We start from the raw sequence: 23,992 nt of genomic DNA, 5'->3' as shown, positions 1-23,992 counted from the left end.
ACCATCCTAATATATGCAAAAGATCATGCCAGCCCAAGCAAGTGAACTAACGTAAATCCTACTAGGGACAACAAGACCGAACCTATAAGTCCTGCTGCAAAAGACTTCATCCCCAGCCGTCTAAATGCCGCCAAATCAACGTTTAAACCAAGACCAGCCATCGCCATAGCGATTAACATATAAGCAATCGTTACAATTCCATTTGCCACCGATGCGGATACGATCCCTAACGAATTCACACCACTGACGAGTAAGAAACCTAGAATAAACCAAGGAATAGGAATGCTTTTCCACGATGCTTTAGACTGGCCACCTTGAACCTTTCTTTCTGCACGATTGGTCCAAATCCCAATTAAGATGGCGACCGGAACGAGCAAGGCAACCCGGGTCAATTTGACGATAACCGCCATATCCACCGCTGCATTCCCACCTGCATCAGCAGCCGCGATGACGTGAGCAATTTCGTGTAAAGTCGCTCCCGAGAATACCCCATAACCTAGATCCGACAAGCCCAGAAAAGGATACAAAAAAGTGTAGAGCAGTGTGAATATTGTACCTAAAATAGCTACTATTGCTGCACCTATGGCCGTTTCGTCATCTTTGGCTTTGATTTGTGGAGCAATCGCCACCACCGCTGCCGCACCGCAAATCGCTGTTCCACAGGCGGTTAAGATACTGAGTCTCTTATCAACCTTGAACAGTCGAGCAAGTCCGTATACAACAGGGATCGTAAATACGATCACGATAACAGCCATTAGAAATACCCGTGGACCTGCTGCAACGATATCCATTAGATTCAGCCGCATGCCAAGCAGGATAATCCCTAGACGTAGTAGCTTTTTGCTGGAAAAATCAGTGCCATGAGTGATCGTGCCCGGCACTCCAATGGTTGCCCGCCAAATAATTCCGATTAAGATGGCAATGACCAATTGGCCCATAATAGAGAGAAATGGAAAGCCTGCTAAATATTTTGCGACTAATGCAATCATTAAGGTTAATCCAATGCCAAGCGCAAAACCAACTTGTTTCTTATTGTTCGATTGGTATAATCCCTGTGAATCCCCCATGTCGTGCACACCCCTTGTATGAATCTCTAGATGACGGAGGTATGTATATCCCCCATGAATCAACAATAATACGCCATGGTTCGAAAGTGAAATACCAATATACTATCCGTAAGATTAGTAATCCTTATGCTTGGATTTACGCACAAAAAACTTTCATGAGCCCTCGGTTCACATCCCAGAATGAAAATGTTATTTGCTCATTGCCACCCATGTCTTAATCCAACCATTTCTGTCTATTCTATGAATAGAGGGACAGAAGAAACACGAGGTCTTTAATGGTGGTATAACCCCGTACAAAAAACCGTCTACGGCTGGTCATGAGTACAACCCATTGTCGCCATCTTCGGATGAGCACGTGTAAAAAAATCCTTACTTTCTCAGCAGCCTACTCTGTCCCTCCACACATTTGGTTTGGAGGGTTATTTCATGGAAGCAATTTTAGAACACTGTTGTGGACTCGACGTCCACCGGGATACGGTCGTGGCTTGTCTCTTAAGCGGCAACCTCCAAGATCGTCCCCACAAAGAAATTCGCACCTTTTCAACAATGTCCAAGGGCTTGCATGAGCTTGAGGCCTGGATTCAAGCTGCTTCCTGCACCCACGTGGCTATGGAAAGTACAGGGGTTTATTGGAAGCCTGTTTATCATGTGCTCGAACAGTCTTGTGAGATTAGACTCGCCAATGCTCAGCGTATCAAGAATGTTCCTGGACGTAAAACAGATATCTCCGACGCGGAATGGATCGCCAAACTCCTTCGTTCTGGCCTTATTGAGGGCAGCTTCGTTCCGCCTCAAGACATCCGGGAACTTCGCGAACTTACGCGCCATCGGAAGAAGTTGGTTCATCACATGACCGCAGAAAAAAATCGTATCCAGAAGGTACTGGAATCTGCTGGCATCAAACTTGCTTCCGTAATCTCCGACGTGTTTGGTGTGACGGGACGCGCCTTGCTCCGCCAACTCATGGACAATGGCAGACTGGATGAGGAATCCGTACGTTCCCTCGTCAAGGGACAAATCAAGAACAAAGTCCCCCAACTCATGGATGCACTGCAAGGTAAACTTTCTTCCCATCATCGTTTTCTTCTCGCTCAATCCTGGCAGCATCTTACTCACCTGGAGCATTCCATTCAGGACTTCGATGAAACCATAGACTCACATTTAGCACCCTATCGTGTCGAAATCGAAATTCTCCGAACTCTTCCAGGCGTAGATGTGACTGCCGCTTCCGCCATTTTAGCTGAGATCGGTGCGGACATGCTTCAGTTTCATTCCGAGCGCCACTTGGCTTCTTGGGCCGGTTTATCCCCTGGCAACTACGAAAGTGCTGGAAAAAAAGTCCTCACGTATCCTCCATGGCAACCCACACCTAAAATCCATCCTTGCCGAGTCCGCGTGGGCGGCATCCCGAACGAAAAAAACGTATTTAGCTTCGAAGTACTGGAAGTTAGCTGCCCGTCGTGGTAAGAAAAAGGCGCTGATTGCAACGGCACACAAGATGCTCACCATGATTTATCACATGCTCCTTCGACAGCAACCTTATGTAGAACTAGGTGTAGATTACTTGGATCATCTGAATCAGCACGTCAGAGCAAGACGGTTAGTCAAACAATTAGCATCTTTGGGCTACAATGTGCAGCTTGATTCGGAGCCAGAAGTCTCTTAATTCTTGTCACTCAAGCTTTAAATTTTTTTCAATAAGTCCCGGGCATCCTATTGCCTTTTTCCCATCCTCTCTTCATACTCTTGTTCGTGTGCATCCTTACATTTACGTAAAAAAAGCTCCTTCGAGAAGCAGAATGCCGAAGCATCCACCTCACAAAAGGAGCGATTGTGATCCTATATTAAATTTACATTTCGAGCTTCTGAAGCTTAGTACCCTTCGGTAGTACAGAAGTTATATACTCGTGAACTGGATGTTGTCCTTCAGCTTCCGCAAGTACCGTCACAATTCCTTGGTCCGTACCCGTTCTGATCAGACGTCCCATCCCTTGTTTAAGTCTTAGCAGCATGTAAGGCAAATCCACATCTTCAAAAGGATTAGAGGTCTCCGCACGTTTCGCCATAAATACAGGGTCAAGCGGAGGATAAGGTAGCGACCAAATAATCACATTAGATAGTGAAGGTCCTGGTATGTCTAGTCCTTCCCACAGCGTTACCGCACATAGCACACTATGCTCATCCCGTTGAAAAGCTGAAATCAGATAGCTGATCTCTTGATCACCTTCATATAGGAAAGAATATGGGCTACAATCTGATCTCAGCGAGTTTAGCTGCTTGAACTGCAGGAGTTCTTCGCGAGTACGGAACAGCAGCAGGGCTCTTCCTTCAGTCTGCTGGATAAGCTTCAAGGAGATCTCCATTTTCTCAGTAAAATCACCGCTCCGAAGCTCAGGTACATAAACATTCATCTGGTGCTCATAATCATAAGGTGAGTCTACAGAGAAAGACAGAAAGTCGTGTATCCCAAGACTATCCTTCAAGTATTGGAATGATTTATCCACGGATAATGTAGCCGAAGAGAATACGATTGGCATTTTTTGCGTGAACAAGCTGTCTTGGAGTACTTCCTTAACATTACGTGGCATGACCGACAGCGTTAAGCCATCGCTATCTTCCGTCGCCCAGCAGATTAATGCACCTGAATCCTCAAACAATCTCAACGCGATCTCTATGGTCTCCAAACGTTCTTCCACAATCCGCAATTGATATTCATCAATCGTGTAAAGTCCACTTTCAAATACTAATTCTTCTTCGATAGCGGCGATTACACTACGCATGCGATGTACCTCACGGATTAGCGGAGCATTGAGTTCAATACTTTTTCGATCCGATCCAGGGATACTGCGACATTGACGACGAATGTATTTAAACATCTGCTCACTTTGCATTATCGCTTCATCGATAAGTACGGCGAGCGTTTCACGGATCTCATTCTGTAGCAGACGAGAGATCAACTCTTCAAAGACGACATGCTTCATTTTATATCCTAACGCCTTCATGGCGGCAGATTCTAGCAAATGCCCTTCGTCAAAAACAACTGCACAGTGCTCTGGAAGCAGAGGAATTTGCCCTTCCCGCTTACGCGCTTCAAAGGTCCAAATATGCTCCATGTAATAATCGTGAGAACAAATGATCAGGTCGCTAGACTTCCGGTAATGATCACGGGACAACGTCTGTCCACAGCGGTGACGCATATCGCAAGTAAAACAATCCTGAAACGTATCCCAGTTAATCTTGTTCCATTGTTCGTCATTCAGATCTGGATAATCCCTACGGTCTCCATAGGCATGGAACTGCTGCATCGGAGCATGAGAATGTACAAAATCAGGCAAAGTAGTATATAAACTCTCCAGCGGCAAGCTCCCGTCATCATTGTTGCGGGCATGATCCAGCTTCTTCAGACACATGTATTTATCAGGCGATTTCGCTAGTCTGGCATCAATATTCATGTTCAGATGCTTGGCAAGCTTGGCAATATCACCTTCTGGCTTCACAAGCTGCTCGATCAACGACTCGTCCGCACAAGCAATAACCGCAGGTTTACCCCTATAACGCGCATAACAAATGCTATACAACAAATACACTAAAGTTTTGCCCGTACCAACCCCTGCCTCGGCAAAGATCGTCTTTTTTTCGGCAAAAGCTCGCTCTACTTGAAAAGCCATGTAAATCTGTTCATCACGAACTTCAAATCCTGCTTCAGGAAGAATTTCATAGAATACATCTCCGACCCATTCCCCTACTTGTTCCATAAAAGGTCTGGTCCGATCGTATTCAAAAGGATACTGTGTCGCCAACAAGCCTACCTCCAATATTTGATCAGGCATCTCTAACATGCCGTGAAAAATAGAATCAACGGAAAAACTCTATTATCTCATAAGATTGGAGTAATTACAAAGTAGTTCATTCAAAAATAGGGTTAGATATCTAGTTTTCTATTACTAATCCATTTCACCATTTCAGGATCGTTATGTGAAAAGAACAGACTCTGTCTCGTATCTAACGCAGTAATCGACTCCATATCTTCTTGGCTTAATTCAAAATCAAAGATATTGAAGTTTTCGATAATTCTTTCTTTACGAACAGACTTTGGAATCACAACGATTTCATTTTGTGTCAGCCACCGTAAAACTACCTGGGCAACGGATTTATTGTACTTTTCAGCAATAGGTACCAATACCTCATTCTCGAACAAGTTATTTTTCCCTTCAGCAAAAGGCGCCCAGGACTCGATTTGAACTTTGTTTTCTTTCATGAATTTCGCATTTCCGATTTGCTGGTTGAACGGGTGTGTTTCAACCTGATTTACGGCAGGGACTACTTCATTATGAATAATCAAATCAATCAGACGATCCGGCTGGAAATTACTAACGCCGATTGCACGGACCTTGCCTTCATGATATAAATCCTCCATAGCGCGCCAAGAGCCATACACATCGCCAAATGGCTGATGAATTAAATACAAATCCAAATAATCAAGTTGCAATCTATTCAGCGATTTTTCAAATGCTTTCTTTGTGCGCTCATAACCAGTATCTTGAACCCAAAGCTTCGTAGTGATAAATAATTCCTCTCTTGCCACACCACTCCGTTTAATTGCCCTTCCAACTGCTTCTTCATTTTGATATGAGGCTGCAGTATCAATCAGGCGATAACCTGCCAAAATAGCGTCATAAACGCTTTGCTCACATTCATTTGCATCTTGAATCTGAAAAACACCAAAACCGAGTACAGGCATTTCAACTTTATTGTTCAAAACTACTTTTTGCATGATATAAGCCTCCAGTATTTCAATGATTATGTGTAAACAATTCCTTTTGTACATCCTTATTATGCACCAGATGACAAAGTGACCGTTATCCCATTCATGTCAGATGTTTGCCTAATCCTCTCACTACCACTTATGTATTGAATGAATATGGACTATAATCAACTATAAAGAATGACGAAATGAGAGGATCAAATGTCTGAAATAATCACTAAACAGCAGAATGAGCTCGTGAAAATCATTGAGTGTTACTCAGAAAAGGACGGTGTTCACCAAACTGCTATTCCGTCCTTATTTTTCTTGCGTGACTCGAATGCGTCCGTACCAAGGCACGGGGTTTACAAACCTTCCTTATGTTTGGTGGTCCAAGGGGCAAAAGAGGTATGGCTGGCACAGGAGCGTTTTAGATACACTCCTTCCGATTACCTAATTGCATCCGTTCACCTGCCAGTTACCGCCCAAGTCACTGAAGCTACTCCCGATGTTCCATATTTAGGATTCAAACTTGAATTTACACCGAGTCAAATTTTAGAGGTTTTACAGGATACTGAAGCTCGTGTTCACTCTAAAGAAAATCCTAAGCGAGCTATGTTTGTTTGCCAGATGGAGTCTTCTTTAATGGATGCGGTTCTCAGGTTAGCTCGTTTGCTAGATCAGCCTAAAGATATTCCAGTTCTTGCTCCACTATTTACAAAAGAGATTCTTTATCGGGTGCTACAAGGTCAGAATGGGACTGCATTGGAGCATATTGTAATGGAAGGAAGTTCAACTCATCAAATTAAAGATGTTATTGAACATATCATGAATAACTATGCTAGTTCATTTAGGATTGAGGAGCTTGCCGAAATAGCGAATATGAGTGTTTCTTCGTTTCATCGGTACTTTAAAGAAGTAACTGCGATGAGCCCTATTCAGTTCCAAAAACAACTGAGACTTCAGGAAGCCCGTCGGCTATTACTAACCGAGTCAGCAGATGCCACTGATGTGGCATTTCGAGTAGGCTATGAAAGCCCTTCGCAATTCAGCCGTGAGTATTCCCGCATGTTTGGTTTTCCGCCTAGACAAGATATAAAGCGCCTGAGAGCATAAAAGATTTAGATAAAACCAAACCAGTAAAAGCAACTGATCCAAATAGGGCGATGCTTTACTGACTGTAAGTAAAGCTGAATTGACTTTGGGATTGAACTAACGAAGAACGATACTCAATAAAGACTAGGAGGCAGCCGGTCAACACGATAGGCTGCCTTTTGTTCAACAAATGGGCAGTTTAGTTGAACACTTTTATAACAGAAATGGTTCAAATACTGAAATATTTCGTTACTTCAAGCACTATTATTTACCATTTGATGTTTGCTTTGTAATATGTTATTATGAACTCAACTTCACGTGAAGTGAACTTCATATGAAGTAAACTTCACTCCAGAAGAATAAGTTGGTTAGGAGAGGTATGTTTGAAAAATCTATTCATACAGCGTTTTTTAGTCTCAACCTTGATAATTATATTGGGAAGCATTCAAATCATTCTCGATACATCAGTAGGATTTAATTTTGGCTATATCACAGTATTCCTAGGGGGAATGATTTTGTTGTATTCAACAATTTCTTACATTACATCCCGAAAGAATAAATCACAGGAAAAGGAATTATCAAAAGAATATGATGAAAGAGATGCTTTAATTGATGGAAAAGTTGCTCGCTTTTCCATGCATATTCTAATATTCGAAATTTTAATTCTTATGTTTTTAACTAATTATGTGGTAATACCAACAAATACTACATTATTTGTTGTCTTAGTATCTTTAATAATTAGTGAAATTGGGTCTAGAAAGTATTACAATCTTGTCCTTTAATTCGGAGGATTCATGAAAAATAGAGTAAAAGAATTGCGAATAGAATATGGAATAACGCAACAAGAATTAGCTGATAAAGTAAGTGTATCTTCTAGAACAATCATCTCATTAGAAAAACAAAAGTATAACCCATCTGTGTTACTTGCGTATAAAATAGCTTCAGTTTTTAACTTATCAATCGAAGAAACCTTTATTTTCGATGAGGATGACAAATAATAGATTTCATAAATATGCACATATTAAACAAACAACGGAGGAATGTAAATGCTTTTTATATTATTTATTTTTGGGATAGTTCTAGTAGTTTGGGGTATTTATCGTATGAGAAGAGATGATGGATTATTTGGAAAAAATAGAAAAAATAAAAACATATTCAATTTGCTGTTAATGGGAGAAGCTTCAGGATTAGGACAATTTTTGAGTGGAATTCTGTGTATTATAATTGGGGTTATTGCATTTATTGTGAGGTAGTATCACTTAAACAAACGCGTACTTTAACATCATACTTGAAGCTGTGGATCACAGCTTCTTTTTTTCTATAGCTAATGGGGCAGCATTCCTGTAATGACTGAAAAATGATTCGGTCATACAATAAAAATTACCAATTATCATATTATGAAAACCTAGATTTAATAGGTTTATTGGGAGGTTTTTGTAATGAAGGTGAGTGAATTGTGGAAGTTGTATGAAGCCGACAAACGAATTCAGGGATTCATTCATAAGATGCAGGAACAATCAATTAAGCTCCCATGAGTGCTACCCAAATAGGGTGCGACATTCTGTGATGCACCGTGGTGGTCGGAATCAGACTAACGGTTGGGCTCTATGGCACCATAGCTTATCGACCTTCTTCGCCAGCCGTACAAACAGTATAGATAGGGGTACCCATTTTCATCCTCTGTGGTGCAGCGCTGCTCTTGCGCTGCATGAATGGCTAACGGGATACGATAGTTGAATAAGGAATTACTGGAGTCAGCCAACATATCCTGGGAGAATATTTTTGATGGACTCATCAGAGATTATAAAGAGATCATTGAGAATAGACGCTACGATCCTATACCGGCTTTACTACCATTAGTATAATAATGACGATAGTAAGCACATGTACAGCCGCTTCTAACGGAGCGATCTTGTTCATAGCAGCGGCGTAACCTTCAGGGATTTCCTCGCCATGGCTAGCCATAACGAGCTTAGTTAGCTTATTCATTCGAGGCTCAACCATTCCAATAATAATGACCTCTATCACAATAAAAAATAACAACGAAAGATTTATCCACAACACCGACAAGCCCATTTTATCGATAATCATTAATAAAATACCTGTAACAATCAGGGTGACCCCCCCTGTCTTCGGGAACCTGTTTATTTTCTTCATAATTCCAAATACAAAACGAAGTTGGCTGCCTGTCTTGGCTGAGCTTGTCAGTAATGGCAACACAAAGGCAGGTCCAATTCCCACTATGGCAGCTATTACATGTATCACTACTACAATCTTAGAGATAATATCCATCAAATCCATAATTACAAACCTCCTATCATTCGTTGTTTAGATTCATATGACGATGATAGTGGAATTAGTCGTACAAGATTCTTTAAATCTTAGATAATCTCGAAAAAGCGCCTAGCCGGAATTTACCGGCTAGGCGCTTTGATCGTCAACTCCTAAGTTCCAAAAGCCTTCGGCTTACTCCGCGATCCACGCAAAGGTAGACATAGACTTGATATCCTTTTGTTCAGCATATGCTTGTAGTAATTTCATTTCCGAATGAAGATGTGATTTGAACTTCTCTGGAACATCAGTCAAGCCATCAAGCTCATTTAAATATTCTGATAACGTAATATCGATCTCCCAGCGACCATCCTGAAGCCCAGTAGAATTAATCGAATCCTCTTTAAGGATATGCCAGCCAGCCTTTTCAGCGATTTCTTTGATATCCTCCGGGGTAAAAAGCGTGCGAATGTTAGACAAACTATTTTCCTTAAAACATTCATACTGGGATTGAATCAATATAGCTAAGAAATGAGGGTACTGCTCCATCGTCGTGATCCGGCTATCCCATTCGGCAAAACATAGCTTTCGACCCCATCGCTTCACTTTCCTCAATACACTGGCTAACTCATCAAAGGATTTAAAGTACCACGAGCAATGAGACAACACGATGACATCAAAATGATGATCGGGAAACCCACCTCAGGCGATAGAATATCCATTTCGAACTGAATACGGATTCGATCTCCTAAATGTGATTTCTGTAAGTGCTCCGCAGCATCGCCTAGTGTAACCGGACTGCCATAATCCGGAGAAGCAATGTCAATGCCATAGACACTCCCCTCTTCCCCATCCACGAACTAGATTCGAACCCCGCTTAAGCTGCCACCCGGAGCAAACAATCGTTCAATATACTTTTGAACCGCTGGATCAGGAATTAAGGGTGGCGCTTGGTGAGGTTTTACACGCGCATCAATAATCACGTTATCACATGACCAATGCTTATACTCCGTAGAACTGTTCACGCCATAAATATCATGAGAAGGATTACTGCGCGTGAATGTCGCCCACAGGAAATTCTCAATTCTTTCACTTAAGAACTCACTATCATCGCATACAATGATCATCGGACAAGACGGGAGCGCTCCCGATGCTTGAATATCTTCACTAAGCTTGTTCATTTCCTTCGCTGCTTCAGCGTAAGTAGTGAATTTAGAACCTTGAAGCGCCACGAGACCCGGCATCACCATCTTTGCATTTCCAGATCCCCGAAGTTCTTTAAGAATATCAGGAACCTCTGTACATAACTCTCTTTTCTTTTCCCCAACCGCGGCGAAAATCACCTTACTTCCGCTGTTTAATCCTGTGCCGGAATAATCAAGGGTATCGATGGTAGTATTCGTATAGAAATGAATGTCCCTGCGAAGGTTGATTCGCTCTAGAATATACGTCAAGAAATCCTCAACATCATGTGTGCTGATAGGTTGTTTTTCTTCGGCTGTAATAAACAAAAACTTAGCTAAACTAAGCTGACCAGTACCCAAAATCCGATTCGCGATCGTAAGAATTTCCGCTGGCTGCTTCACTTGTTGATAAGGCGTATAACGTTCACTGCCAATCGCAAATAAAAGGGGATGGACACCCGCAGCATCGACTGCGTGAACTTCTTTAACGCCCGGGATTTCTTGGCGGATAGCTCCACCCGTTAGTTCATGTATTAACTCACCAAATGCAGTATCCTCTTGTGGCGGTCTACCGACAACCGTAAATGGAAAGATGGCATTCTTTTTAGCGTACACTTTATGTACTCTCATGACTGGGAAAGAGTGAACCAAGCTGTAATATCCTAAATGATCGCCAAAAGGCCCCTCCGGCTTCGTCTCACCAGGATGAATTTCCCCTGTGATCACAAAATCCGCATCATTACTAATGCAATATCCATCTACATAGCTATAGCTAAAATGACGTCCCGAAAGCAAGCCTGCAACGATCATCTCACTCATTCCCTCTGGCAAAGGCATTACAGCCGATAACGTATGCGCTGGAGGTCCGCCGATAAAGCAGCTCACTTTTAGCGGCTCTCCTTTTCGATTGGCTCTTTCTTGATGCACGCCGATACCACGGTGAATTTGATAATGAATGCCAACCTCTTTATTGAGTTCATAATCATTACCATTCAATTGAACACGGTACATCCCCAGATTAGAGTTCATAATGCCTGGCTTGTCTGGATCTTCGGAATACACTTGCGGCAATGTGACAAAAGCGCCACCATCATCTGGCCAATGTGTGATCAGTGGAAGATCAGAAATACTGATTTCCTGAAAACCACTTGGTAGACCCCCTGGCTTTTTGATAGGCAAAGCTTTTCTCGCGGATAGCCCTGTCCCTACATATTTAAAAGGATTCTTAAGTGCCTTTACAGGATCGTTACGAAGTGCAATTACGTTATGTGTGGAGTTCCAAGTACGCCGAAAGATGAACTTACTACGCTCAATCGTTCCAAAAAGGTTGGATACGGCACGAAATTTCGAGCCTTTTACATTTTCAAATAATAATGCAGGCCCACCAGCTTCATAAACCTTCAAGTGAATCGCGGCCATCTCTAGATAAGGGTCCACTTCTTCACGAATACGAACTAAATGTCCATGTTTCTCTAAATCATTAACACACTCTTCTAAATTGCTATATTTCATTTCATTACTCCGATCTCTAGAAGGTTATTACAAGATTTCTTGGATGCTTTAATTATACCCTGGAACTTATTAAAATAAAGCGATACCCTATGTACTAGAACATCCCGCCGTTATCTTGTATTCTCAGGTTTGGGTTCATCTCGCAAAATATTTCTAGCAGGAATTCCTACTGCCGAAGCATTATCCGGCACATCCTTAACCACGACAGACATGGCTCCGATATTAACATCGTTTCCAAGCGTAATCGGACCTAGAATTTTGGAACCTACTCCGATAAACGCTCTATCGCCAATCACGGGTTCCCCTAAGTTATTTCTCCCCCCAATGGTCACTTGGTGAAAAATAGTAGCGTTGTTGCCGATCACCGCTTTTGGACTAATAATAATTCCATTTAACCCATGCGGTAAATGAAGCGCATCACCAATTTGAGCTTGAGCATGAAGCTCTCCATTGGCAACAATTCGGACAAACAGCACATCCATCATTCGATATAGGAGCCACAAAGGTTTGCGGATCAGGCCACTTTTCACCCGATAATACACCCAATTTCCGTAACGATAAGTAAACAAAGCCATAATCGTTTGTGGATTTTTTAGATTTGCTTTCCAGTCCGTTTTGAATGATTTCATCATTGTATCGTCCTCCTATTAGGGGCAAGATATGAACTATATTCTCGTGAAATGAAAGCATCTGTGTGGCGAAAAATATTCTGGGAGGATCTCAGGATGGAGAGTCATTCGAGTGATTGTACTTTCACCAGTGTAAGTTAGATTCAGAGATTCATCAAGCAACTGGAGTAACCTTCTCATCATTCTTTCTATTCACATTAGGTGTGTGAACCAGCGAAGCATTTAACCAATTAATATTTATGTGAAATAAAAGAAAACTATTTTTTATAATCAAAGATTACCAAATCAACCTTTTTATTCATGATAAAATGACTTTGGATGTACGAAGGAGAGATGAATATGAATAACCGTGTAGGTTTCGAGTCAACAAAACGTGATTTATTTACAATTGAATGTAAAGATATCCTGTTACGAGAGTTTAGAGTGGAGGATTTAGACGAGTTTCACGCACTTACCACGCAACCTGAAATCATAGAATTTCTGCCCGACTGGAATGTCCCTAAAGAACAACGGCTAGATTGGTTAATAAACTATGAAATAAAAGAAAACCAACAGTTTCTACAAGCGGTCTCAGCGGCTGTAAACATCGGGGAGCTTCGTCTTCGTTTAGGCATTGTTTTAAAAGAAACGGGGGAGTTTATTGGTTGGTGCTGTACAGGAATGAAGGATGAATTACCCTCTCCGAACAGAGAAATCATGTATGCCATATCCAAGGATCATCGCGGCAAAGGCTATACCACACAAGCTGCCAAGGGATTAATTAAGTATTTGTTTGAGCACACTTCTACCGATGTATTAAACGCTATTGCTCTAATACACAATACAGCCTCTAATAGAGTCCTACAAAAATGTGACTTCAGCTTACTTAACGAGATTACGATTGAACATGAGAGTTATAATTATTACCAGCTTTCCAGGCGAAAATGGAATGAGTAAACCTTACATAAAAAACCTCTGTATGGGGAATGGAGATGCTTTCCATTTACCAACTCAGAGGTTTCTTTTGTAGATTCAAGATTGTCGCTTCATTCGAAGCATTTGTTCCAGAAGCTGTTCCACATCTTTTTCCGGAAAAGCCGCAATTAGAGTTTCTTTAAAGGTTTCTTGAGCACTAATGAGCTTGCCTTCACCAATGGGGGTCATAGAGGTATAAATACTTCTGCGATCATCATCGCATGCTTTTCTTTCTAAAGCTCCGCAGCCCTTGGCTTCAAACCGACTAACCAGTCGTGAAACGGCACTTTGGCTTAAACCGACCATGGATTCGAGTTTCTGCAATTTCAATTTCTTTTCCGGAGCTTCCGATAAAAATAACAGCAAGTAGAACTCTTTTAAAGATAAGCCATGATTCGCTTGCAAATTAACTTCTAATTCATTCGTCACATTCATTTGTATATGTGTTAACGTCAACCAATTCGTGATAAGGTCATTGTTAAGAATTTTGTCCATCTATCTATTCATCTCCTGAGCGTATGATTATTCATGAATTTTTTCTTCTATATAATAGTACTACACTCCACATCCATTGTGCCAAGCATAATCCAAAAAAAGAGAAGAGACCGTTTCTCCAAGAAGCCGGTCTCTCCAAATGATTCGATTTTATTCTGTTAGTCCTTATCCTTTAATTCTAGGAAATCCAAAGGCATACTGCCGAGGAATACCGGCATCTTTCTGAAGCTCAACCCCAGCCTCCAAAGTCCAATACGGATTTCTCAGCATTCCCCGGCCAACTGCGACAAGATCAGCATCCTCATTACCAATGACTGCATTGGCAAGAGTCGGTTCATCCAATCTACCTACAGCAATCACCGGAACATTCAAGCCATATTTGATCTCTCTTGCCAAAGGAACTTGATACGCCGCATGCGTTCCGGGCATACCAGCAGCTCCGATTGGACCTTCGCCACCTGTACTAATATGAAAAATATCTACTCCTGCTTCTTTATAGGCCTTACTAATTTCCATACTTTCTTTGATTCCGTATCCGCCCTCGACATATTCTTGAGCCGAGATACGCATGATTAGTGGCATTCCTTCAGGCATTTCGCTTTTAGCTGCATGAATGATTTCAGTACCGAAGAGAGTCAAATCTTTGCCATATTCATCTGTTCTTTGATTCGTTAGTGGTGAATGGAACTGATGAATGAGGTAACCGTGCGCACCATGAAGTTCGATAACATCAAACCCCGCTTGAATCGCACGCTTCACGCCCAACCGGAATTTCTCAACCATACCCTTCACTTCTTCAGTCGTTAGGGCACGTGGTGTTTTGGAGTCAGCGTCAAATGGAACGGCAGAAGAGGATACAGGAACTGCTGCATCTTCTGCCTTACGCCCAGCATGAGCAATTTGAATACCTACTTTTGCCCCATAGGAATGACAAGCATCAACAATTCTAGCCAGTGCTGGAATCTGCTCATCGGACCAAATACCAAGGTCAAAATCAGTAATTCGGCCATCAGGCTCCACATCGGTCATTTCAATAATAATTAATCCAGTTCCTCCAATGGCGCGACTTACGTAATGATTATAATGCCAATCGGTAGCAATCCCGTCTTTGTTCGTCACGGAATACTGACACATCGGAGGCATAACCACGCGGTTCTTCAATTTCAAATTCTTCATTTCATACGGGGTAAACAAGTCTTTCATGATATCTCTCCTCATTATAAAAAACTAAATTTATTATGAACATTGAAACAAATGATCTCGAGTTTTTTATAAGGATCGATCGTAACTACAAGGAATGTTTGGACTTTCGGCCGCTGTTGTCTCCAGATTTCTTCTATTTAACCAATACTAGTAGTTGAAATCTAGAGACAAAGGCGGTCAACTATCGCGCCTACAGTTCCAAAACTCCTCTTCGTCACTTCTCTCCCTAATCTCAATTTTCCAAGTTCATCTTATATAGTTTAAACTAAAGCTATATAATAAATGCATGCTCATGCATGTATATTATTATAGAACATCGAAGCTGTCAACCATGAATGTCGCCTGTGGAATGTCAACTCCACGTATTGTTGAAATCTTTGTCGCAAGGTAATATATGGATATCTATTTTTGAAAGGATGAATTCAATCGTGGATAAAAAGCTTTTACAATCACATAGTATCTTTCCTACCCTGAGTATTGAGCAAACGGCTGCTTATTACAGTCAGTACTTAGGCTTTCAAGTTGTGCCCTATGCCCTATTTAGATACTGAGGAACTGCATATTTGTCTGTATCGTGATGATACAGAATTATCCTTACACAATCCAAAGGACAAAAGGTCATTCCAAATCGAGAGTTGTATGGCTATGGGTACGATGCCGATTACAATAACAAGGAATTTGTCATCGAAGATGTCGATGGACGCTGGATTGCTTTTGGGATCAAAGAATAAGAAAAAAACGGCCCTCGGCCGTTTTTCTTGTTTTTCAAAAGAGTCCAAATATCTTCTTACAACTATTCTTACGGGAAGGATTCAGAACATCGGTAACCCCAACCTTATTTAACTTATTAAGCAGCTCTTCCTCGCCATGCTTGACTTTATAATCTAACTCCTCCCCATAAAGTGGAATTAAAGTATAGAAGTGCACCACTTTCTCACTGGTCATTTCCAAGTTAAAAAATCCAGATTTATCTTCAACATCCGGAACCCACACGAAACTCCCTTGAAATCCTGTGTCCTCACTATAAGGCTGTGCTGGATTACCGTTCACAAGCGTATGCCCCATATAGAGCCAAGTATTATATTCATGGGGAAACCTAGCCATTGTTTTTAGAGCTCGTATCGGCCAATAATTTCGTTCATCCTTAAAATCCTCATCGGACAGCTTCCATGTAGACGGGAGACAAATCATTAATTCAGTATATTGATATTCTTCTGCGCCATCTGGAACCTGCATAGCAAATTCACTCATTCCAGATGTAATTAAAGTATAGAAATCTCGCTCAGGCGTCGGATTAACAATTAGAATATCAATCGATAGAACATCTGAAATAATCTCTTTAAAGACATTATCAATAACCCCTATGTATTTTTCAATATGGTTACAAATCATCTCATTAGACTGAGCAGAATGCATTCGTAATCCCCTCCCTTATTATGTTTATCGGTATAAACGAAGGAGAGTTTATTGCTAAATTACAGAACTTCATCTCCACTGCCATTGATCACACAGAAATCACTATGATTATGACTAATTAATGTAGAATAGGCATTCCCCTGATCTAATAGATGCTCTTGAAAAAACTTAGTTACAAGCTCATTTATCTGATTATGAGTTCCACATGTTCTTTGATATAAAGTCTCGTCCTCCTCAAAAAGAGGCATATCACTAAATGACATATGTGTTGCATTTCGTATTTTCAAAAAAGATTTATATCCGTTCCAATTCCAAAAAAGCTTCTCTTGTCCTTTGATGAAATCATTTGCTATTTTCTTCTGTAAAATATTTCTTAAGGATTCTAAAGCAGAAGCTTTTTGCCTTAATACAAGTATGGGTACCGTATTATTCTTCACTTCATTCTCAATATATAAATGCATACTTGCATCTAATAAAACTGCGGCTTTTATTCTATCATCTTCCATAGTTAAATCTAATGCAGTAGCACCGCCGATCGAATGTCCAATAATGCCAACCTTATCCATATCAAAACTTCCCATTCTATCCTTATCCTTAACGTTCAGATTGGATAGGTAACTTAAAACATACTGTATATCCTTTTTTCGAATAGAAATCAAGTGATGTAATTCGGTATAATCCGTAGCCTGTATGTTCCTCATGGCTTCTGATTGATTAATAAATTCTCCACTGGGACAAACGGTAAACATGGCTTCATAAGCAGCACTAACAGTTACCACTATGAATTCTTGCTTTACCAGCGATTGTATATTGTAAATATACATATCTCTATCTAAGCCTAGTGCGGGAGAGTAGATGATCACTGGATAGGATCGTTTGGATTTCTGTTGAAATGTTCGCTTGCTGATTGAGGTAGATAATCCATCTATGATATCCATATTCATACCAATATCTTGTAGAATTGCTCTCGCTTGTTGTTCACAGGGGCGGAAAAGATCCATATATATTATTTCAGATTCATTTTTATTGAGCAAACCATCCGTATCCGGATAATAAATACTTATCACAATTTTTCTGGCCTCTGACTCTTCTTGGAACGTACCCTTGCGCGTATGATCTTTCAATAATTCAACTGTTCGAAAAACTCCCATTGCTCCACTCCATTCTGACTCATACTCTATATTTTAATCAATTTTCCTGTTTATTGAAAACGGATTATCCTTAATGTCCATAATAATGTCGAATGCAATGAATGGAATGATGTTGAATGAACGGTTATAATACCTAAGTGCAGACGAATCTCTAAAAAATTCAGGGATGTGGAAACTTTAATGGTGAATAATTCAGCATATACACTTTATTTACGTGAGGATTGGAAAAAACTAAGCGATTTCACCGCTATCCAATTATCAGAAGAAGAACTTATGGATATCCAAAGTATCAACGAGAAAATCTCTATTGAGGATGTAAATGAGGTATATCTTCCTCTGTCCCATTTGATAAATTTGCAACTTCAATCCTCTCATAAATTTAAAGAATCTCTGAATCAATTTCTAAATGACGATCTGAAGAAAGGTCCATTTATCATAGGCATCGCTGGAAGTGTCGCTGTTGGCAAGAGTACAACCGCTAGACTTCTTCAGAAACTCCTCTCTCAATTACCTCCCCTTCCAAAAGTAGATTTAGTTACGACTGACGGGTTCTTACTTCCCAATGCTGAGCTAGAAAAGCGCGGAATCATGAAGAAAAAGGGTTTTCCAGAAAGCTACGACACACGTAATTTGATTTCATTTTTAACTAAAGTGAAGTCTGGTGTTTCGAGTGTTCAAAGCCCTGTATACTCGCATCTAACTTATGATATTGTGCCAAATGAATATATCACGATCGAGAACCCGGACATCCTAATTGTTGAAGGATTAAATGTTCTTCAGACTAGTTTGACGATTAATCAAAGTGTGCCAAACTATTTTGTATCTGATTTTTTTGATTTTTCAATTTATGTTGATGCTGATGTGAATGATATAGAGGCATGGTATATTGATCGGTTTATTAAACTTAGAGATACTGCCTTCCAAGATGAGCAGTCTTATTTTAAAAAATATGCACAATTATCTCTAGTAGAATCTATCGAGATCTCAAAAAGAATATGGAAAGAAATCAATTATGTAAATTTGATACACAATATTTTACCTACCAGAAACCGCGCAGATCTTATTCTACATAAAAATAACGACCATCACATAGATCGAATTAAGCTGCGAAAATAAAAATTAGTGTACTCACAAACCAAGTCTCTGAAGTGCAGAGCTTGGTTTGTGAGTGTGCAAATTAAATTGGGTTAATATCGTAGGTGTAATGCCTTTATCCACTCGTCAAGACAAACGTATACTGTGGTACATAAGTACACTAATGTAGAGAGAGGATAAATCAAATGATCGAAATCGCCTTGGCCTTTCAAGATAAGGATGGACAATATGCTGAGCATGCTGGTGTCGTTTTAGCATCAATTTTTCAACATACAAGTTCCCCCATTCATGTTCATATTTTACATGATATCTCTTTAACCGAAGATAACAAGCGAAAGCTCGACAAATTAACCACAAAACATCATCATACGATTAGTTATTATTCGATCACTTTACCCGATGATATGCTTCAGGTTCTTGCCAATATTAACTCCATCAGTGTATGGACACAGGCTTGTATGTATCGATTACTTCTTCCCGCTTTAATACCTGTAGACAAAATCATTTATCTAGATTGCGATGTATTGGTAAACATGGACATTACCGATTTGTGGCAGGTGGAACTAGGCGATAAATATTTGGGTGCGATTTGGGATCAGGCGATTATGGAGGTTGCGCATATTGTCAGTTCTAAGGGGCTAAATCCTGAGCTTTATTTTAATTCCGGAGTTATTTTATTTTCTTTGAATAATATCCGCCAGAATTCGAATTGGTACGTAGAAATGCTGAACTTTTTACGTACATTCCCTGACGTAACCATGCCTGATCAGGATGTTCTGAATGCGGTTTTTGGAGGGAATTACCTCCCACTTGATATTCGTTTTAATTCATTCAACATGGCCATCCCAGATCATGACTTCAATAATAAAATCGTTCATTTTGCCGGAGATAAAAAATGCTGGAATAAAGATTCCCCTGGTTCAGCGCTATATAACCAACTTCTTAATCTAACCCCTTGGAGAACTTTTAGCACCAAAATAAAGCGAAGAAAACGGAAAGTCAGCTATGTAAAGCGGCGGTTTACTGGAAAAAGTAGCTCACGTAAAATTAAAATTGTTCCTATGAGAATATCACCCATTTCGTTATCCGATTTGAAATTAATTAAACCCATTAGAAGGAATAAGGCGATCTTGATCAACACAAGAGAACAAAACCAACGACGTATTACTCGTAAAAAAACAACTTCTATTATGCCAAAACTTGATCCACGCGTCCAAATTTCACTGAAATAGTAATTGGAGTTAAGCCTATTATTCGCATTATATCAGAAAAAAACGGCATTTCTGCCGTTCTAGCGCTCCGAATCAATATTCAATCTATGAATTCAGTCTCACTTATGTACTTTAATCCCGTAACCACTTCCTAACTTACCGCCTGCCATTAGAAAGGCTTTTGCACTCCGTTGCAATTGGGTGTTCTCTTCGTAGTCATCCGGGCACTCGTTTAACTTATTAAATATTCTTTCTTCCGCTTCCTTGGAACTCTTATCGACCTCATAAATGTTGAACTGACTCTGAAACTGAATAATGTTCGATTCCGGGTTCAAGATCTCACTTAATTCTGGATCAAGCAGCCATGAATGACAAATAAATACTGGAGATATGCCTCTAAAAAAAGCTCTGGCTAACTGAAAGGATTCCTCCACACTTTGAACTGATAAAGGCTCTCCCGCTGGTATGTGCACATTAAGCACGATTTGATTGGTAAAGATTTTACAACCATCAACAACTAAATCCCGGTCCATCGCAATAGGTTGAAATTGCATTCTTCCCAAACGAAATAAACGAAGCTGAACATGCTCTTGCAGCCAGTTATATTCTTCAATACCATATTCACCGTAATCACGCAGACATTGCATACACCAGATCTGAATATCTGAGAATGTATCATAATAGATCTCATCCTCTATATTACGAATACGATACTCTTCATAAGCATCTACTGCGAATCTTACAAATATATATAATAGCAGCTTTCGGTAGCCCTCTGATTGTTTTACAGATTCAAAAAAAGAAAATCTGTCGAAATAAAAATACTGTTTATAAGCAGCATATTCTTCCTCTTTCATCTGAAACTCATAAACCTGCTGCCTAGCAGCAGGATCAAGCTTTATCCCTTCACACAATGCTCTAATGTTCACTAGAAAACCTCCTTATTTCCTATGGATACAGCACAGTGGCTGCTCTTTGGCCGATCGCTAAAAAACAACCACTGAAGCTCGAAGAACACCTTAAATCATTGCCTTTATAAGTACATCCTCACGCGCTGGCATGATAAATTCGTAAATATAGAAGCCATTTCGTGTTGAACATGACATGGAATCAAGTGCTTCTGACGCCAACTGAATCGTTGACCGTACTCTGCATAAGCCACCATTCTCAGACCCTATTGAAACCTCCGATGGCGGCTGCGGTGCCGAAATTCCCATCAATTTGAAAAATTGAGCGGGAATAATTAATGGTGGTATCCACCATATACGGGTGCCCATCAAAAAGATTAGGAAAGGTCGAGGTTCGAAGTAACGATAGCCAGCTCTTGTGAAACTCAGCTCCATGCCGTAATCTTGCCCACAATGCCATGCTCCAGGCACAGCTCCAGCCCGTATATCCCCCACCATTTTCCAGCCGATGTTCTAATGATCGTCTGCAAGCTTGAACAAACTCCGCATCTCTCTCGTATTGAAGTAGATCACCAGGATACAAACCATATAAATGAGATAAATGCCGATGTCCGGGCTCCCATTCTTCAAAATCCTCAGCCCATTCTTGCAGGCGCCCCCCTCTTCCTATTTGTAGGGGATAGAGCTTCGATAAGGCCTCAAACAGCTCCATTCTCAGTTCCACATCCTGATTCAGAATTTCCGATGCGGCGATACAATACGTAAATAACTCGCGGATGAGCAAAAGATCTAACGTAGATGCTTTCGTTACCGCACAAGGATCTCCTGCCTCAGTGACAAATTTATTCTCTGGTGAAGTGGAAGGGTTAGTGACAAGATACGGCGATTTATCATCTGGAACTAGCCAATCCAAGTAGAAAATCGCGGCTTCTTTCATAATGGGATATGCGTCATTCTCCAGATAAACGCTATCTTTGTTAAAAGAATAATGTTCCCATAGATGCCTGCATAGCCATGCTCCAGCCATTGGCTATAACGCCAAGACAGCCTGGCCACTTGAATTCAAAAGTGCAACCGAAGTCATTTGACCCTACGATCTAGGTTTAATAAAAAGGGCTGTTATAGTCGTTCGAAAAGCAACGACTATAACAGCCTTTATTTTTTAAGGGGCCTTTATAAAGGTGCCTTGCTCATAATCATCCGCACCCTTCCATTTCACCCGCAGCGACTGCGTAGTGTATAGCTCCGCACTGTTGGCTACTTCAAAGTGAAGATGGGCTTCACTGGAATTCCCCGAGTTTCCGCATTTCCCTAGCATATCACCGACTTTCACAACATCGCCGACTTTGACGCTGACCGATCCTTTTTGCAGATGGGCGTAGTAGCTGAACTCTCCATTGCCATGATCAACGATGACATGGTTTCCGGCGATTTGCTCCGTATTCTCGGTGCCCACAGGATAATTATCATGAATGTCATTGACTACCTTCACGACTTTGCCTGCTGCTGCAGCTAACACAGGTTTTCCATAAGCGTAATAGCTCTCATTTTTCTTAGGATCGCCTTTATAACTGAAACCGTTATTCACAACGATAAGATCATACGCATACCGCTGCTGCTCAGCCCCATAATGATAATTAATTAACTCATTCGAGCCTCCCCAAAAAACAAACCAGTTCCCATTAATAGGAAGCTGAAACGTGGTTTTAGTACGCTGTGCATCGGTCTCCGGATATTTTTGCATCGTACTGAAGAACAGAAATTCTAACTTGCTCTTACTATCAAACATCGCTTGTATCGTGTTAACACCTTTAGGATCGGTCCATGCATAATAGTGAGTATTGTTCAAGGCTACATGACTCACCAGTTTATAGGATGTAGCATTCTTGTGATAAAGACTAGCATGTTTCTTGAAATCTTTTAAAGCGTATTCCTTCTTGTAAGCTGCTCCTAACTGTCCATAGATACGTTCATACTTCTGTTGCTCCAGCAGTTTGAGCAATTGGTCCGGCTTAAAGGAAGACGTTTGGGATTGCGCGGCTACTGCTACAGGGTTGGCGGATGCCGCTGAAACGGTGACTGGGAGTGAACCTAATGTCAGTGTACTAACGACGCTAAGCAGCATTAAGCTTTTTGGACTTAAGAAATAATTCATTGATTTCTCTCCTTTATATTGGATTCTTAGCTAAGTGTATGTGGCAAGGTTTAACACCCGCGAAACGAAATCTTACGATTGTATTAATCTCGACGTTATAAATTAAGGCTCTGTTAAGATTCCAAATACGCTGCTTGAACCCAACAAATGGTATAGTAATTTCATGCTAATTATAGGGAGATCATGAAGAGATGAATCCATCAAAAATCCTAATCGTGGACGATGAATCGTCCATACTTAAGCTACTAAAAACCGTATTAAATAAAGAGGGATTCCTATTTATCGATACGGCGGAAACAGGGGAACAGGCCATGCTAGCCTGCCGAACTACAAAGTATGATCTGATCCTGCTGGACGTTATGCTGCCAAAGCAGAGCGGTTTCGAGATCTTTCCATGGATTCGGCAAACGACGGATGCCCCTGTCCTATTTTTGACGGCTAGAATTGGTGACTTCGATAAACTTACAGGATTTGCTATCGGCGGGGACGATTATATTACAAAACCGTTCAATCCATTAGAAGTGGTTGCACGTGTCCGCGCACAGCTTCGTCGATATCATAAAGCTAATGAACTTCCGGCTGTGAAGCGGATTTACACCTTCCGAACCTTTCAAGTAGACGAATATGCCGGAGAGCTTCGCGTGAATGATACCTTGATCGATTGTCCGGCGCAGGTGTTTCAGCTTCTCTTGTTTTTTTGTCAAAATCCCAATCGGGTATTCAGTAAAAAACAATTGTATGAGCATGTATGGGGCGAACAAAGCTTTAGTGATGACAATACGGTCATGGTTCATATCCACCGTATTCGCGAGCGTATCGAACCAAGTCCAAGTGAGCCTGTTTACTTGATTACGGCGCGTGGACTAGGCTACAAGCTGGTACAAGAGTCTGAGGACTGATGC

Annotated in this window: 23 protein-coding genes and 1 pseudogene; 9 read left to right on the top strand and 15 right to left on the bottom strand. The window is 40.9% G+C overall.

The features are described from left to right. Positions 1-23: 23 nt before the first annotated feature. Positions 24-1,067, bottom strand: coding sequence for a YeiH family protein (locus MHH52_RS09150; protein WP_340008071.1), 1,044 nt, complete (start codon positions 1,065-1,067; stop codon positions 24-26). A gap of 426 nt (positions 1,068-1,493) precedes the next feature. Between MHH52_RS09150 and MHH52_RS09145 the strand changes: the two are divergent. Next, positions 1,494-2,733, top strand: a pseudogene (locus tag MHH52_RS09145) (IS110 family transposase). 184 nt (positions 2,734-2,917) lie between these two features. Here the strand turns inward: MHH52_RS09145 and MHH52_RS09140 are convergent. Then, entirely contained in the window at positions 2,918-4,822 is a 1,905-nt protein-coding gene (locus tag MHH52_RS09140; protein ID WP_340009563.1) for an ATP-dependent DNA helicase, read from the bottom strand. A 167-nt stretch (positions 4,823-4,989) separates the two neighbouring features. After that, positions 4,990-5,841 carry an aldo/keto reductase gene (locus tag MHH52_RS09135; protein WP_340008070.1) on the bottom strand — a complete coding sequence of 284 codons (852 nt, stop codon included), beginning with the start codon at positions 5,839-5,841 and terminating at the stop codon, positions 4,990-4,992. Between the two features lie 192 nt (positions 5,842-6,033). On the opposite strand from MHH52_RS09135, the gene MHH52_RS09130 reads away from it, so the two are divergent. The 4 genes from MHH52_RS09130 to MHH52_RS09115 all read left to right on the top strand — a co-directional run bounded on the left by MHH52_RS09130 (position 6,034) and on the right by MHH52_RS09115 (position 8,159). Then, entirely contained in the window at positions 6,034-6,927 is an 894-nt protein-coding gene (locus MHH52_RS09130) for an AraC family transcriptional regulator (protein WP_340008069.1), read from the top strand. Positions 6,928-7,289: 362 nt separating this feature from the next. Further along, the gene (locus MHH52_RS09125; protein WP_340008067.1) at positions 7,290-7,688 is read left to right on the top strand and encodes a hypothetical protein; all 399 of its coding nucleotides are present in this window, start codon (positions 7,290-7,292) and stop codon (positions 7,686-7,688) included. Between the two features lie 12 nt (positions 7,689-7,700). Next, positions 7,701-7,904, top strand: coding sequence for a helix-turn-helix transcriptional regulator (locus MHH52_RS09120; protein WP_063235833.1), 204 nt, complete (start codon positions 7,701-7,703; stop codon positions 7,902-7,904). 48 nt (positions 7,905-7,952) lie between these two features. After that, positions 7,953-8,159 carry a hypothetical protein gene (locus MHH52_RS09115; protein WP_340008066.1) on the top strand — a complete coding sequence of 69 codons (207 nt, stop codon included), beginning with the start codon at positions 7,953-7,955 and terminating at the stop codon, positions 8,157-8,159. Between the two features lie 583 nt (positions 8,160-8,742). Here the strand turns inward: MHH52_RS09115 and MHH52_RS09110 are convergent. From MHH52_RS09110 to MHH52_RS09090, 5 genes are all read right to left on the bottom strand, one after another. After that, a complete protein-coding gene (locus MHH52_RS09110; RefSeq protein ID WP_340008064.1) occupies positions 8,743-9,207 on the bottom strand; it encodes a DUF2269 family protein in 465 nt (154 codons plus the stop codon). Between the two features lie 165 nt (positions 9,208-9,372). Then, positions 9,373-9,783, bottom strand: coding sequence for a hypothetical protein (locus MHH52_RS09105; protein ID WP_340008063.1), 411 nt, complete (start codon positions 9,781-9,783; stop codon positions 9,373-9,375). Between the two features lie 17 nt (positions 9,784-9,800). Next, a complete protein-coding gene (locus MHH52_RS09100) occupies positions 9,801-10,034 on the bottom strand; it encodes a hypothetical protein (protein ID WP_340008062.1) in 234 nt (77 codons plus the stop codon). Positions 10,035-10,037: 3 nt separating this feature from the next. Beyond that, on the bottom strand, positions 10,038-11,873 hold the full coding sequence (locus MHH52_RS09095; RefSeq protein ID WP_340008061.1) for a UbiD family decarboxylase: 1,836 nt from the start codon (positions 11,871-11,873) through the stop codon (positions 10,038-10,040). Between the two features lie 110 nt (positions 11,874-11,983). Continuing rightward, on the bottom strand, positions 11,984-12,505 hold the full coding sequence (locus MHH52_RS09090) for a serine acetyltransferase (RefSeq protein ID WP_340008059.1): 522 nt from the start codon (positions 12,503-12,505) through the stop codon (positions 11,984-11,986). A 336-nt stretch (positions 12,506-12,841) separates the two neighbouring features. Between MHH52_RS09090 and MHH52_RS09085 the strand changes: the two genes are divergently transcribed. Then, positions 12,842-13,438 (top strand): GNAT family N-acetyltransferase, encoded by a 597-nt coding sequence (locus tag MHH52_RS09085; RefSeq protein ID WP_340008057.1) that lies wholly within the window; start codon positions 12,842-12,844, stop codon positions 13,436-13,438. A gap of 75 nt (positions 13,439-13,513) precedes the next feature. On the opposite strand, the gene MHH52_RS09080 is transcribed toward MHH52_RS09085, so the two are convergent. The 4 genes from MHH52_RS09080 to MHH52_RS09065 all read right to left on the bottom strand — a co-directional run bounded on the left by MHH52_RS09080 (position 13,514) and on the right by MHH52_RS09065 (position 17,721). Continuing rightward, on the bottom strand, positions 13,514-13,951 hold the full coding sequence (locus MHH52_RS09080) for a helix-turn-helix domain-containing protein (protein ID WP_340008055.1): 438 nt from the start codon (positions 13,949-13,951) through the stop codon (positions 13,514-13,516). A gap of 165 nt (positions 13,952-14,116) precedes the next feature. Further along, positions 14,117-15,154, bottom strand: a complete 1,038-nt coding sequence (locus MHH52_RS09075) for an NADH:flavin oxidoreductase/NADH oxidase (RefSeq protein WP_340008053.1) — start codon at positions 15,152-15,154, stop codon at positions 14,117-14,119. A gap of 765 nt (positions 15,155-15,919) precedes the next feature. Then, positions 15,920-16,570, bottom strand: a complete 651-nt coding sequence (locus MHH52_RS09070; protein ID WP_340008052.1) for a suppressor of fused domain protein — start codon at positions 16,568-16,570, stop codon at positions 15,920-15,922. A 59-nt stretch (positions 16,571-16,629) separates the two neighbouring features. Next, entirely contained in the window at positions 16,630-17,721 is a 1,092-nt protein-coding gene (locus MHH52_RS09065; protein ID WP_340008051.1) for a hypothetical protein, read from the bottom strand. A 180-nt stretch (positions 17,722-17,901) separates the two neighbouring features. On the opposite strand from MHH52_RS09065, the gene coaA reads away from it, so the two are divergent. Both coaA and MHH52_RS09055 read left to right on the top strand, forming a co-directional pair. Then, positions 17,902-18,837 (top strand): type I pantothenate kinase, encoded by a 936-nt coding sequence (coaA, locus tag MHH52_RS09060; RefSeq protein WP_340009562.1) that lies wholly within the window; start codon positions 17,902-17,904, stop codon positions 18,835-18,837. Positions 18,838-19,001: 164 nt separating this feature from the next. After that, positions 19,002-20,048 (top strand): glycosyltransferase family 8 protein, encoded by a 1,047-nt coding sequence (locus MHH52_RS09055; RefSeq protein WP_340008050.1) that lies wholly within the window; start codon positions 19,002-19,004, stop codon positions 20,046-20,048. Between the two features lie 98 nt (positions 20,049-20,146). On the opposite strand, the gene MHH52_RS09050 is transcribed toward MHH52_RS09055, so the two are convergent. The 3 genes from MHH52_RS09050 to MHH52_RS09040 form a co-directional block, all read right to left on the bottom strand. Continuing rightward, positions 20,147-20,956 (bottom strand): acyltransferase domain-containing protein, encoded by an 810-nt coding sequence (locus MHH52_RS09050; RefSeq protein WP_340008049.1) that lies wholly within the window; start codon positions 20,954-20,956, stop codon positions 20,147-20,149. A gap of 238 nt (positions 20,957-21,194) precedes the next feature. Beyond that, positions 21,195-21,962 (bottom strand): hypothetical protein, encoded by a 768-nt coding sequence (locus tag MHH52_RS09045; protein WP_340008047.1) that lies wholly within the window; start codon positions 21,960-21,962, stop codon positions 21,195-21,197. Positions 21,963-22,097: 135 nt separating this feature from the next. Continuing rightward, positions 22,098-23,090: a peptidoglycan DD-metalloendopeptidase family protein gene (locus tag MHH52_RS09040; protein ID WP_340008045.1), complete on the bottom strand. Its 993-nt coding sequence runs from the start codon at positions 23,088-23,090 to the stop codon at positions 22,098-22,100. Positions 23,091-23,281: 191 nt separating this feature from the next. On the opposite strand from MHH52_RS09040, the gene MHH52_RS09035 reads away from it, so the two are divergent. Beyond that, on the top strand, positions 23,282-23,989 hold the full coding sequence (locus tag MHH52_RS09035) for a response regulator transcription factor (RefSeq protein WP_340008043.1): 708 nt from the start codon (positions 23,282-23,284) through the stop codon (positions 23,987-23,989). Positions 23,990-23,992 lie beyond the last annotated feature (3 nt).

The sequence above is a fragment of the Paenibacillus sp. FSL K6-0276 genome (assembly GCF_037977235.1).
Taxonomy (GTDB): Bacteria; Bacillota; Bacilli; order Paenibacillales; family Paenibacillaceae; genus Paenibacillus_AQ.
This window is presented reverse-complemented; position numbering and strand designations above follow the sequence as displayed.